Below are 12114 nucleotides of genomic sequence, written 5' to 3' on the forward strand. Positions count from 1 at the left end.
CTCAGCCCTTCGGTAGCCGGGCGGCCATCGCGGTGGCCAACTCCACGGTGTCGGCCTGGTACGCGCCGTAGCCGCCGCTGTTGGTCGCCGTCACCATGAACACGACCTGGCCGGAGCGCACGAACACAGCCGCCTGGGAGCGCTCGGAGTACCCGGAGCCCTCGGAGAAGTACACCCCGAACGCCTCCTGGCCGATCTTCGGCACCGCGAACGGTTTCCAGCCGCACCGCTCGGAGCTGGTGCGCGCCGCCGCGAGGAACGTGGTGGCCGACGTGCCGTAGAAGCCGGCGACGGCCGAGGCGATGTACGGGTACCCGGACATGCTCACCAGGTACGTGTTGGAGGTGTGCGCGCCGACCGCGTCGCCGTTCACCGCCGGTTCCGCGCACATCTTCAGCTTGGTGAGGCCGCCGTTGAGCGCCTTGGGGTCGCCGCCCTTGGTGATGCCGTCCTCGGGGGCCTTCGTCGCCGCGAGGATGTCGCCGACGGAGACGAGCACCGGTTCCAGGACGGTGACGTCCGGCGGGGGCACGCTGCGGTCGACCGGGGCCCTGGTCTCCTTGCCGAGGCCGTCCAGGCCGGTGCCGCCCTTGCCGAACATGTTGCTGACCGAGGACAGGCAGCACAGCCCGACCAGGACGGCGACGAGGCCCCCGGCGACCCAGGCGATGATCTTGCCGGTGGAGGCCTTCTTCTTCGGCGGCGGGCCACCCAGGTAGCCGGCGGCGGACATGCCGAGGCCGGTGGGCATCGGGTAACCACCGGGCGGGCCCATCGCCGGGCCGGACGGCCCCGGCGGCGGCAGCGAGCCGGGCGGCATCGGGTAGCCGGCCGGCGGGCGGGGCCCGGAGGTCGGCGGCACCGCGTAGCCGTCCGGTGAGCCGGGCGGCATCGGGTAGCCGGCGGGCGCGCCGGGGCCGGAGGTCGGCGGCACGACCGGGGATCCCGGCGGCGCGGGGTAGCCGGCCGGCGGTCCCGGAGGCGGCCCGTAGCCGGCGGGCGAGCCCGGGGGCGGCCCGTAGCCGGCGGGCGAGCCCGGGGGCATGGGATACCCGGCCGGCGGTCCCAGCGGCCGCCCGGCCGACGTCGGCGCGACGGCCGGCGGCCCGAACGGCGTCCCAGCAGGCGCGCCCAACGTCGTCTCGGGCGGCGCGGTGCGCATCGCCTTCAGCCAGGCGGCGGCGCTCTCCGGCCGCGCCTCGGCCCGCACGGCGAGCATGGACAGCACCCCGCGCACGACCCGGTCGTGGCCGGGGCCGAGCGCGGCGGTCATCCGGGCGGCCATGCCCTCGAAGTCCCCGGGGACGGGCATCTCGGCGGTCAGCGCGTAGTACACCGTCGCGCCGAGGGTGTAGCGGTCGGTCGCCGGGGTGTACTCGCCCCGGGCTAGCGACTCCGGGGCCATGAACGGCGCGGTGCCGAAGATCCGGGAGGTGGCCGCCGCGTGCTGGAACCGGACCAGCCCGAGGTCGACGAGGTAGACCCGGCCGTCGTCGGCGAGCAGCACGTTCGCCGGCTTGATGTCGCGGTGCAGGACGGCGACGCCGTTGGTGTCGCGGCCGCTGTGCAGGTAGTCGATGGCCTCGGCGATCGGCTCCAGCGGGGCGAGGACGTCGAGGCCCCGGATCCGGCCGCTCTCCAGGGCCTCCTGGAGGCTGTAGCCCTCGATCCACTTCATGACGAAGTAGAGCCGCTGGCCCTCGGTGCTGGCGGCGGCGCCGGCCGGGTGCGGCGGGGCGCCGACGAACACCTCCTTGACCTTGACCACGGCGGGGTGTTCGAGGTGGGTGGCGAGCGCGGCCTGCAGGCGCAGGTCCTCCAGGGAGCGGTCGGTCCGGTCGCCCGCGACCTCGATGATCTTCACCGCGTAGGCGAAGGGGGCTCCCCCGTGGTACTCCTCGGCCCGCCAGACCTCGCCCTCGCCACCGGCGGCCCGGCGTTCGGCCAGCTCATAGCGGTCGGGGGCTTCGGTGGGGCCGGCATGGGTGCGTTCCTCGGGCTGCGACACGCGCCCATCTTGCCAGCCGGGCGCAACCCCGCACATCCACGGTGGATCCGGGACGCTCCGTAGGGAGCCGGTCACGAGGTGGGGCACCGGGCGGCCGGTGCCCCGTACCCGTCCCTAGCGGTTCTTGTCCTTCTCCAGCAGCTCGGCGAGCGCGGCCATGCTCGACTCGATCGCGGGGCGGTAGTCCTCCACCATGTGCAGGGCCCGCGCGTCGAGCTCCGCGGGCAGCGTGCCGCGCAGGTACTCGTCGAGGGAGAGCAGGCGCGGGCCGTAGCCGCCACCCATGCAGTACACCGCGTCGAAGATCTGGCCGCCGATCTCGTGGGTGTCGATCGTGGTGGCGTGCTCGAACTCCAGCACGGTGGTGCCGTCCGGGTTCGCGGTGAGGCGGAGCACGATCTCGTCGGGCGCGGGGTCGACGCCGCCGAGCTCGACGGTCAACAGGTGCGGCGCCTCGCAGCGGGTGACCTTCCCGGGGCCGAAGTCACCCTGGGTGAAGGTGCCGCCGACGGTCAGGTCGCCCTCGACGGGCGCGTACCACCGGCGGAGGCGGGCCGGGTCGGTGCACGCGTCCCACACGTCGGCGATGTCGGCGTCGTAGGTGCGGCGGAACACGGCGCAGCGGGCCTCGCCGGCGGCGATCTCGCGCCGGTACAGCTCGTGCTGGGTGTCGAGGTGGTCAGCGGTGACGGTCATGGCGTGTCCGTGCCTTTCGTGGTGGGTGCCGCCCCGCGCCGTTCGCGCTTGCCGCGCGCGAGTTCGGTGGCCAGGGCGTCGAGTCGTTGGTTCCAGAAGTGCCGGTAGGGGTCGAGCCATTCGTCGACCTGCCGGAGGGGTTCGGCGTCGACGGCGTAGAGCCGCCGGGTCCCCTCGGCGCGCACCGTCGCGAAGCCCGCGTCGCGCAGCACCCGGAGGTGCTGGGAGACGGCCGGTTGCGAGATGCCGAACTCGGCCTGCACCACGGCCCCGAGGTCACCTGCGGCCCGCTCGCCGTCGGCGAGGAGTTCGAGGATGCGCCGGCGTACCGGGTCTCCGAGGATGTCGAATGCGTGCACCACCCGAGAGTATGCGCACCTGCTTATATAAGCAACCCCTAAAACTTCATGGGCGGGGTACGGAAAGGGCCGGGCCCATCCGTCGCTGGATGGACCCGGCCCGCACCGCTCGTCCTAGCGGCCCAGCAGGCCACCGAGCCCGCCGTGGTGCGCGGCCGGCGACTTGCTCGGCCCCACGCTGGCCGGGGCCGGCGCGGGCGGCTTCACGGTCGTCGGGCCGGCCGACGGCTTCTTCGCGGCCGGGGCGGTGGTCTTCGGCGGCCGCACGGCCTTCGTCGCCGACGGCCGCACCTTGGGCGCCACCGCGGCGCTGGGCGTGGCCGACGGCTTGGCCGGGGTCATGAACTGCAGCAGCGGACCCTGCAGCGGCGCGGCACTGGCCACCCCGCCCGCCAGGGCCAGTCCGCCCGCCACCACGAGCCCGGCAGTCAGCCACCATTTCTTTTGCACAACCGCATCCCTTCAGCGTCTGGACGTCCGCAACAGAGTACGCGAATCGCCCATAACCGAAGAAATCGATGCAGCTGGGCCCCGGTGCCGCTACGCCTCGGCGGCCAGCAGGCTCATGGCGTAATCCTCGACGCCCTCCTGGTACAGCACGACCCGTTCCGTGCCGCCGTCGCGCAACTCCTGCCACACCTCCCCCACCCACGCCTCGGCGTCGGCCTGGGTGTCGAACTCCTCCGGCGCGACGGCCGGCGGCGCCTCGGTGCCCGCGGAGTCCTGGAATCGCCACGTCCACATGGTGGTACCCCTCTGCTCGGTTGGGTTCTTCCTACCCGACCGGGCGGCGCGACCAACCTCGACCCGGCCCCGGATTCCGGGTTCCGGGTTTCCGGCCCGGACGCCCGGTTGCGGCCAGGGTCCCGCCCGGCCCCGGACACAGGAGAAGCCCGGCTCGTTCGTTTCCGCATCTCTGCTTCACGATCGGGTCGGGCTTCACCTCAGACTCTAACCGAACTCTTACTCACCGTCAAGAGTTGATTACCTACGGTGCCGGAGCCCCACCCTGCCGGCGAGGACACCCAGATCCGTGGTGTCGTGCAGGCGCAGCCCGGCGAGCATCACGTGCGCGGCGGCCCGGGCGTCCGACAGCGCGGCGTGGTGCTCCAGGGTTCGGAAGCCGGTGGCCGTGGCCACGGTCGGCAGCTTGTGGTCGCCCAGGTGCGGCCACAGCTGCCGGGACAGCTGGAGGGTGCAGTACATCCGGGGCGACGGCACCGGGCGGCCGACCAGCTCGTGCGCGCGGGTCAGCACGCTGTTGTCGAACGACGCGTTGTGCGCGACGAGCGGCCGGCCCGCCGTGAACCGGTCGATCAGGTCCAGCGCGTCCGCGCAGCTCGGGGCGCCGCGCACGTCGCGCGCCGTGATGCCGTGCACCCGCACGTTCCACGGGTTGAACTCCGCCGCCCGCTCCGGCGGCCGCACCAGGGTGCCGAACGCGTCCGTGACCTCCCCGTCGGTCACCGCCACCATGCCGACGGCGCACATGCTGCCCCGCCGCGGATTGGCGGTCTCGAAGTCGATCGCCACCCAGGACGTGAGCGCGTCGACCGGCGCGGCCTGGCCGGGCACGGCGCGGACGGACGGCGGGCGGGCCGAACGGGACGCGGACCTCGACGTGCCAGTGGTGTCCACCGGTCCACTATGGCACCGGGGGCGCGCGGGGCCGGGCGGGGACACGCGGAACACCCACCGTCGGGTACCGGACGGGACGGCCGCTCCTTCGCCACGGCCGGAGCGCGGGCCGGCGCTCGGGACCGAGGCTCGGGGCCGAAGCTCGGGGCCGAAGCTCGGGGCCGAACGCGAAGTCCGTTCCCCGCCAGCACGACCGGCCCGCCCCGGGCACGCTCGACGGAGACCCGATCTCACGGAGGACGTCCCATGCACAAGGTCACCGACCTCAAGGTGCTGTACTTCGGCACCCCCGTGGTGCTGATCAGCTCCCGCAACGCCGACGGCACCGCCAACCTCGCCCCGATGTCCTCGGCCTGGTGGCTCGGCCAGAACTGCATGCTCGGCCTGGGCAACAGCGGGCACACCACGGCCAACCTGCTCCGCGACGGCGGCTGCGTCCTCAACCTCGTGCCGTCGGACCTGGTGGAGGCCGTCGACCGGCTCGCGATGACCACCGGCGCTCAGGACGTGCCCGAGAACAAGGCCGCACAGGGGTACCGGTACGAGCCGGACAAGTTCGGGCTCGCCCGGCTGACCCCGCAGCCCTCGGAGCTGGTCGGCGCGCCCCGGGTGGCCGAGTGCCCGGTCCAGCTGGAGTGCGAGGTGGTCACCGCGCACCCGTTCGGCACCCGGGCCACGGCGTTCGAGGTGGCGGTCCGGCGCGCGCACGTCGAGGAGAGCCTGCTGATCCCCGGCACCCAGTACGTCGACCCGGTCGGCTGGGACCCGCTGATCATGAAGTTCTGCGAGTTCTTCGGCGGCGGCGGGTACGTGCACCCGTCCCGGCTCGCCGAAGGCTGGAACATGCCGCACCAGCTCACGCCGGCCACCTAGGGTCGGATCCATGCGGATTGTCATCGCCGGCGGCCACGGTCAGATCGCGCTGCGCCTGGAACGGCTCCTCGCCGGGCGCGGGGACACGGCGACCGGGCTGATCCGCCGCCCGGAACAGGCCGACGACCTGCGCGCGGCGGGGGCCGAGCCGGCGGTGTGCGACCTGGAGACGGCCACCGTCGCCGAGGTGGCCGCGCACCTGGCCGGGGCGGACGCGGCCGTGTTCGCGGCCGGCGCGGGCCCGGGCAGCGGCATCGACCGCAAGGACAGCGTCGACCGGGGCGCGGCGGCCCTGTTCGCCGACGCGGCGGAGCGTGCCGGGGTCCGCCGGTTCGTGGTGGTCTCCAGCATGGGCGCCGACCCCGAGCCCCCGGCCGGTACGGACCCGGTGTTCGCCGCCTATCTGCGCGCGAAGGGCGCGGCGGACGACGACGTCCGGGCCCGGCCCGGGCTCGACTGGACGGTCCTGCGGCCGGGGCGGCTCACCGACGGTCCGGGCACCGGACTGGTCACGCTGGCCGAGCGGACCGGGCGGGGCGACGTGACCCGCGACGACGTGGCGGCGGTCCTGCTGGCGCTCCTCGACGCGCCGGGCACGGTCGGCCGCACCCTGGAACTGGTCGGCGGCGACACGCCCGTCCCCCGGGCGGTCGCCGGCCTCGGCTGAGTGTCAGGCCGGGCGGGCGATGAGGACGTCGGCCTCGCGCCGCCAGCCCAGGCGGGAGTACAGGTGCTGGCCATCGGCGCTCGCGATCAGCAGCCCGGTCCGGGCGCCCTGGTCCACGGCCGCCCCGGCGAGCGCGCCCATCACGGCGCTGGCCAGGCCCCGGCGGCGGTGCTCGGGGCTGGTCTCGATCCGGTCGGCCACCGCGTCGGTACCGGAGACGGCGAGCTGGCCGCGGGCCGCCAGTACCCCCGAAGGGTCGTGGATCGAGACAGTGACGACCGGGCCGTCGACCTCGACCGTCGAGCGGTAGGTGTCGGCCGGGGCGTGCCGCGGGTGGGTGGTCAGGTCGACGCTCATCAGCCACTCGGGGCGGTCCAGCAGCTCCAGGCCGCCGGCCGCGAGGGCGGTGCCGACCTCCTCGGGGCGGGTGGTGGTCACCGTCAGCCACGTGCGCAGGTCGGCGGCGGCGACCCGGGCGGCCAGCCGGGCCACCGAGTCGGGTTCCTCGTCGGCGCGGAGCGCGAACACCTCGACCTGCCGGCCGGGCTGGTCGCACCGGACCTGGAGGCCGCCGTCGACCGGCTCGGGGGCGGGCAGGCGCCGGGCCAGGCCCCAGCCCCGCAGCCACCGTCGGACCAGATCCTCCGTGATGATCATCAGGCCATTACAGCACGCCGCCCCGGCCCCGGACAGGGTCTGTGGCCCGCGCCATGGCCCGGCCCCTGTCGGCGGCCCGCCGGGGCCCGGCCAGCGGGCGGCCTGAACCTGACGGTCCGGTTCCCGACGCCGGACTCGCTGGTGATCACGCAGGACGCGCCCCTGGCCAGGACATCCACGCGACGCTCGCCTCGTGGGACCCAGTGGGCCGAGGGACGAAGGCATCGACATCTATAGACACTGTCTAATGTAGACTGTTACGGTCGCCTCTCCCTCTCCCAAAGGAGAAGCACCCATGTCACGACTACTCAGGACGGCCCTCGCCGCCACGTTCGCCCTCGCCGCCACCGGCGTCAGCCTCGCCGCCACCGCCCCGGCCCAGGCCGCCCCGCCGTGCAGGGTCGCGTACTTCCTCAGCGACCACGGGACCTCGATCGGCGCGGAAGCGTGGATGATCTGCTACGACGGGCTCCCCGAGCGCCAGATCTACGTCTCGCTCCAGCGCCTGAACCCGACCACCGGCGCCTGGACGACCGTGTCGAGCTACTGGGAGACCACCAGCTACACCTGTGTCGGCACGGCCACGAACACCTACCGCAGCATCAACGACACGACCAGCGTGGTGCGGACGATCACGGCCAACTGCGGCTGAACCCCGGCGGCGGGCACCACAGGGGTACCCGCCGGCCAACCCGCCCCTCTCCCGAAGGAGAAGCACCCATGTCACGCATTCTCAGGACGACCCTCGCCGCCGCGTTCGCCCTCGCGACCACCGGCGTCAGCCTCGCCGCAAGCGTGCCCGCCCAGGCCTACCCGACGTGCCGGACCAAGTACTACCTCACCGACGATGGGACGTACCTCAGCGCCGGGGCCTACATGATCTGCGACAGCGGCGACGAGCGCGACATCTACGTCCGACTCCAGCGGCTGGACCCCGCCACCGGCAGTTGGACGACGGTGTCGAGCAACTGGAATTCCACGAGCTACACCTGCGTCGGTACGGCCCCGAACACCTACCGCCGCATCAACGACACGACCTCCGTGGTCGCCACGATCACCGCCAACTGCGGCTGAGATCCGGGCGGCGGGTACCCCTACGGTGCCCGCCGCCCGCACGGGCGGGCCGACACGCGGTCGGTCAGGGCGGGGCCGGCCCGACCGCGAGGTGGTCAGCGCATCGACAGGTGCACGTGGTTCGTGTGCTCCGACGAGGGGTCCCCGCTGCCGAAGTACGAGCGCCAGCCCGTGCCCGGCATCCAGATCTGGCGGAACCAGATGACGTAGAGCACCCCGAGCCGGTCCGCGTTGGCGATGTACCAGGCGGCGAGCTTGTTCCCGTAGTCCTTCTCCGCGCCGACCGCCATCCCGCCGAAGCCCTTCGCGGCCGAGGACCAGTCGCAGGCCTTGCCGCGCGGGTGCTCCCCGCCGTCCTCGGCCGAGCGGTAGCAGGACACGTAGTGGTCGAAGTTCGCCTTCTTCGTCTCGTTGTACGCGTGCAGGGTGCGCGGCGACAGGCAGCCGCTGGTGGTCGGGTCCTTCACGGAGCAGCCCTCGGACGGGAAGCTGCCGTCGGGGTTGCGCGGCGCGGGGGTCGCGTTGGCCGGCAGGTCGCCGAAGCCGAGGGTCGGGTCGCCGCCGCCGGCCGAGCGCAGCGCCTTGAGCGCCTCGTCCTGGCGTTTGCGCAGCTCCTTGAGCTGGTTCTCCTGTTCGAGGATCGCCGCGTCGAGGTCCTTGCGCTGCCGGGCGAGGGTGGCCTGGGCGGCCTTGAGCGCGGTGACCTGGGCCCCGTCGCGCTCGGACAGGTAGCGCACCGTCGCCGCCGTGTCCAGGAAACTCTCCGGCGACCCGCTGGACAGCAGCGCCTGGAGCTGGGCCGACGAGCCGCCCCGGTACTGCGCCGCGGCCAGCCGGCCCACCGCCGCGCTCAGGTCGGCCACCCTGGCCTGGGAGGCGAGGATCTCCTCGGACAGTTCGCCCTCGCGCTTCTTGGCGTTGGCGATCGCGGTGCGCGCGTCCTGGTACCCCTGGGAGGCGGCCCGGAGCGCGTCGCGCAGTGGCTTCGTGCCCCCCTCGGGCTCGGCCTGGGCGGGGGTGATCGCGACCAGCACGGTGGCGGCGACGGCGACGACTGTCAGGGCGGCACGGCGTACTAAGACGGACAAGACAGACAGAACCCTTCTCCCGTACCCGCCTACCAGGTCAGCTGACGGATTCGGGCGGGAAGAGCGCCCTACCGGCCGGCCCTCCACAGAGGAGCCGGGCGGATTCACCCCACGTACCTTGGGTCCCCGGCTCACCCCGGAGGGTGACTCGGCGGTGACTCCCGGTGCCACCCGTCGGCGGCGAAGGCCGGTCGTCTGCACGCCGATGCTAGGACAGAGCGTGACTCTCGGCAACTACCGGCCGTTCAATCACACACAGTGGAGGGTGGGTCGTCACACAGAGCGACAATCCGAGCAGACCGGTACCCGGCGGGCCTACCCGGCCGGCGGGAGCAGCCGCGGGGACGTCGCCGCGTCCGGCCACAGCAGCAGCACCCGGCACGGCGCGTGGTCCACCACGAACCGGGTCGCCGGCCCCAGGCTGCCCGGCCCGGGCCGGGAGTGGTCGCCGTCCCGGGCCAGGATCAGCAGGTCCGCCGCCTCGCACGCCTCGACCACCAGCCGCTCGGCCCGGCCGGACGTGGCGGCGGTGTGCGCCGGGCGGCCCAACCGGGCCACGGCCGCGTCCAGCAGGGTGCGTTCGGCGGCCCGGACCGCCGCCTCGACCGTGTCCCCGGGGTCGGTGCCGTGCCCGCCCCGGCCCAGCCGGCCCAGGAACGCGCCGTGCAGGCTCTCGGCCACGCCCGGGTCCGTGACGTGCAGGAGTGTGATGTCCGCGCCCGGCGGCGCCAGGTCGGCCGCCGCGTCGACGCAGGCCGGCCACGTGCCCTCGGTGAGCCAGACGAGAATCCTCATACCCCCCACAGTCGCAGCCCCAGCCACAGCGCGACCACCCCCGAGGCCAGACACGCCGGTACGGTCAGCGCCCCGAGCCGGAGGAACTCCGTCGCGGTGGGCCGGGCGTCGTGCGCGTGCAGGATCCGCCGCCACAGCAGGGTGGCCAGCGACCCGACGTACGTGAGGTTCGGGCCGACGTTCACGCCGATCAGCACCGCGAGCACCAGGCCCGGCGAGTGCGCGACGGCGGGCACCAGCACCAGGGTCGCCGGCAGGTTGTTGACCAGGTTCGCCAGCACCGCCGCGAGGGCGGCGACGGACAGCAGGCCCAGCAGGTCGCCGTGCCCGGGGACCAGGCCGTCGAGCAGCGCGCCCAGGCCGTGCCGGCGGACCGCGAGCACCACCACGCCCAGGGCCAGCACGAACCCGCAGAACGCCGGGTTGGTCTCGGCCAGGATCCGGCCGAGCCGGCGCGGGGCCCGGCGCAGCTCCGGCAGGGCCAGCAGGACCGCTCCCCCGGCGGCGGTCCAGGCCGGGTGCACGCCCAGCGGCTCGGCGACGGCGAAGCCCGCCAGGGTCAGGGCCAGCACCGCGAGGGCGTAGCGCGGGGCGGGCGCGGCGGGCACGGGCACCGGCTGCGCGGGGGTGCCCAGGTCAGCGGCGAAGAACCGGCGGAACACCAGGTACTCGGTGCCGATCACCGCCAGCCACGGCAGCGCCATCAGCCCGGCGAACCCGGCGAACGTCAGCCCGGTGGCCGCGAAGGCGAGCAGGTTCGTCAGGTTCGACACCGGCAGCAGGAGCGAGGCGGAGTTCGCCAGGTGGGTGCAGGCGTACACGTGCGGGCGGGCCCGGACCCCGACCGCCGCCGTCGTCGCGAACACCACCGGGGTCAGCAGCACCACCGTCGCGTCCAGGCTCAGCACCGCCGTGACCAGGGCGGCGATCAGAAACACCACCCCGAGCAACCGCTGGGGGGTACCGCCGCCGAGCCGGGCCGCGAGCGCGCCCGCGTACCGGAAGACGCCCGCCGTGTCGGCCAGGTGCGCCAGGACCAGGACCGCCGCCAGGAAGCCGACCGTCGGGGCCAGCGCCACGATCTCCGCCCACGCGGCGCCGGGCGACACCAGTCCGAGGAGCACCGCGAGGGCCGCCGCCGGGCCCGCGACCAGCACCTCCGGCAGCCGGGCCGGCGCGGCCACCGCGAAGCCCAGCACTCCCACCAGCAGCGCCACCGCGATCACCATCTGCACGGGCACACGCTACGGAAGCCCGGTCCCCGCCCACACGGGGGCCGGCCGGCCGTGCGGCACGCCGCGCGCGGAAGGGCCACCGACGTCCCGACCGCCGCCGGGTCCGTGGCAGCCGACCCGCGCGGCGGGTACGGGCGAGGCGGCCGGCCCGGACGGCTGTGCGCCCCGCGTACCCGAAAAGTCGGGTTTTAGAGGTTGACCTCGCCTGTCACGCAGGTCACCGTGCCGCCGGCCACCCAGAGCGCGCCGTCGGCGTCGACGCTGACGTGCACCCTGCCGGCCCGGCCGAGCGCCGCGCCCTGGCTCGCGACATAGGGCGCGGTGATCCGGCCGGTGCGCAGCAGCCACCCCGCGACGGAGGCGTTCAGGCTGCCGGTCACCGGGTCCTCGACCGTCGCGCCGTCCTTCGGGAAGAACGCGCGGACCTCCAGCGCGGCCGGCGAACCGGGCGGGTGCAGGCCCACCACGCCGAGGTCGAGATCCACCGCCGTCGGGCGCACCGCCGCGACCGCCGCCGCGTCGGCGAGCAGCACCGCCACCCAGCCGGGCCCGTTGTCCACCCACTCGGCGTCCACGACCGCCGACCGGTCCAGGCCGAGCAGGCCCGCGATCCGCACGACCAGAGCCTCGTCGACCGGTCCGGAACGCACCAGCGGCGGCGCGGCGAACGCGAGGCCGTCGGCCGTGCGGCGCACTCTGACCAGGCCGGCCCCACATTCCTGCACCACGACCTCGGATCCAGGGGTACCGCCCGCCGACAGCCACGCGTGGCACGTGCCCAGGGTCGGATGCCCGGCGAAGGGCAGCTCCTCGGTCGGCGTGAAGATCCGCACCCGGTAGTCGGCGTCCGGGGTGCTCGGCGGCAGCACGAAGGTCGTCTCGGACAGGTTCGTCCAGTGCGCGAACCGGTGCATCTGCTCCGTGGTCAGGCCGGTGGCGTCGAGGACCACGGCGACGGGATTGCCCTGGTACGGGGTGGTGGTGAAGACGTCGACCTGCCGGAAGGGACGCAGCATCCGGTCAG

At 74.2% G+C, this 12114-nt stretch carries 15 protein-coding genes and 1 riboswitch; of the genes, 4 read left to right on the plus strand and 11 right to left on the minus strand.

The genetic code is table 11. The features are described from left to right. Nucleotide 1 precedes the first annotated feature (1 nt). From AB0M43_RS11125 to AB0M43_RS11150, 6 genes are all read right to left on the minus strand, one after another. A complete protein-coding gene (locus AB0M43_RS11125; RefSeq protein WP_363723397.1) occupies nucleotides 2–2008 on the minus strand; it encodes a protein kinase in 2007 nt (668 codons plus the stop codon). A 114-nt stretch (nucleotides 2009–2122) separates the two neighbouring features. Continuing rightward, nucleotides 2123–2704, minus strand: coding sequence for an SRPBCC domain-containing protein (locus tag AB0M43_RS11130; protein ID WP_363723399.1), 582 nt, complete (start codon nucleotides 2702–2704; stop codon nucleotides 2123–2125). Next, nucleotides 2701–3063, minus strand: a complete 363-nt coding sequence (locus AB0M43_RS11135; RefSeq protein WP_363723401.1) for a metalloregulator ArsR/SmtB family transcription factor — start codon at nucleotides 3061–3063, stop codon at nucleotides 2701–2703. Before AB0M43_RS11135 ends, AB0M43_RS11130 begins: the two co-directional genes overlap by 4 nt. Nucleotides 3064–3177: 114 nt before the next feature. Beyond that, nucleotides 3178–3513 carry a hypothetical protein gene (locus AB0M43_RS11140; protein ID WP_363723403.1) on the minus strand — a complete coding sequence of 112 codons (336 nt, stop codon included), beginning with the start codon at nucleotides 3511–3513 and terminating at the stop codon, nucleotides 3178–3180. 90 nt (nucleotides 3514–3603) lie between these two features. Continuing rightward, on the minus strand, nucleotides 3604–3807 hold the full coding sequence (locus AB0M43_RS11145) for a hypothetical protein (RefSeq protein WP_363723405.1): 204 nt from the start codon (nucleotides 3805–3807) through the stop codon (nucleotides 3604–3606). A 240-nt stretch (nucleotides 3808–4047) separates the two neighbouring features. After that, nucleotides 4048–4701: a 3'-5' exonuclease gene (locus AB0M43_RS11150; protein ID WP_363723406.1), complete on the minus strand. Its 654-nt coding sequence runs from the start codon at nucleotides 4699–4701 to the stop codon at nucleotides 4048–4050. 246 nt (nucleotides 4702–4947) lie between these two features. Here AB0M43_RS11150 and AB0M43_RS11155 point away from each other — a divergent pair, with 246 nt between their 5' ends. After that, nucleotides 4948–5574, plus strand: a complete 627-nt coding sequence (locus AB0M43_RS11155) for a flavin reductase family protein (protein ID WP_363723408.1) — start codon at nucleotides 4948–4950, stop codon at nucleotides 5572–5574. Between the two features lie 10 nt (nucleotides 5575–5584). Continuing rightward, entirely contained in the window at nucleotides 5585–6241 is a 657-nt protein-coding gene (locus AB0M43_RS11160) for an NAD(P)H-binding protein (RefSeq protein ID WP_363723410.1), read from the plus strand. Nucleotides 6242–6244: 3 nt separating this feature from the next. On the opposite strand, the gene AB0M43_RS11165 is transcribed toward AB0M43_RS11160, so the two are convergent. Continuing rightward, nucleotides 6245–6898, minus strand: coding sequence for a GNAT family N-acetyltransferase (locus AB0M43_RS11165; protein WP_363723412.1), 654 nt, complete (start codon nucleotides 6896–6898; stop codon nucleotides 6245–6247). 295 nt (nucleotides 6899–7193) lie between these two features. Here AB0M43_RS11165 and AB0M43_RS11170 point away from each other — a divergent pair, with 295 nt between their 5' ends. Together AB0M43_RS11170 and AB0M43_RS11175 are read left to right on the plus strand one after the other, a co-directional pair. Next, a complete protein-coding gene (locus AB0M43_RS11170) occupies nucleotides 7194–7550 on the plus strand; it encodes a hypothetical protein (protein ID WP_363723414.1) in 357 nt (118 codons plus the stop codon). A 68-nt stretch (nucleotides 7551–7618) separates the two neighbouring features. Continuing rightward, nucleotides 7619–7972, plus strand: coding sequence for a hypothetical protein (locus tag AB0M43_RS11175; protein ID WP_363723416.1), 354 nt, complete (start codon nucleotides 7619–7621; stop codon nucleotides 7970–7972). 95 nt (nucleotides 7973–8067) lie between these two features. Here AB0M43_RS11175 and AB0M43_RS11180 read toward each other — a convergent pair whose 3' ends face one another. From AB0M43_RS11180 to AB0M43_RS11195, 4 genes are all read right to left on the minus strand, one after another. Next, nucleotides 8068–9060 carry a hypothetical protein gene (locus AB0M43_RS11180; protein ID WP_363723418.1) on the minus strand — a complete coding sequence of 331 codons (993 nt, stop codon included), beginning with the start codon at nucleotides 9058–9060 and terminating at the stop codon, nucleotides 8068–8070. A gap of 11 nt (nucleotides 9061–9071) precedes the next feature. Then, a riboswitch (cyclic di-AMP (ydaO/yuaA leader) is annotated at nucleotides 9072–9224 on the minus strand. Nucleotides 9225–9375: 151 nt separating this feature from the next. Then, the gene (locus AB0M43_RS11185; RefSeq protein ID WP_363723420.1) at nucleotides 9376–9855 is read right to left on the minus strand and encodes a universal stress protein; all 480 of its coding nucleotides are present in this window, start codon (nucleotides 9853–9855) and stop codon (nucleotides 9376–9378) included. Next, complete coding sequence (locus AB0M43_RS11190; RefSeq protein WP_363723422.1) at nucleotides 9852–11090, minus strand: ArsB/NhaD family transporter; 1239 nt, start codon at nucleotides 11088–11090, stop codon at nucleotides 9852–9854. The genes AB0M43_RS11185 and AB0M43_RS11190 overlap by 4 nt, the downstream gene beginning before the upstream one ends. Nucleotides 11091–11278: 188 nt before the next feature. Next, on the minus strand, nucleotides 11279–12106 hold the full coding sequence (locus AB0M43_RS11195; RefSeq protein ID WP_363723423.1) for a PhzF family phenazine biosynthesis protein: 828 nt from the start codon (nucleotides 12104–12106) through the stop codon (nucleotides 11279–11281). Nucleotides 12107–12114 lie beyond the last annotated feature (8 nt).

It is taken from the genome of Longispora sp. NPDC051575 (assembly GCF_040681875.1).
In the GTDB taxonomy this organism is placed as follows: Bacteria; Actinomycetota; Actinomycetes; order Mycobacteriales; family Micromonosporaceae; genus Longispora.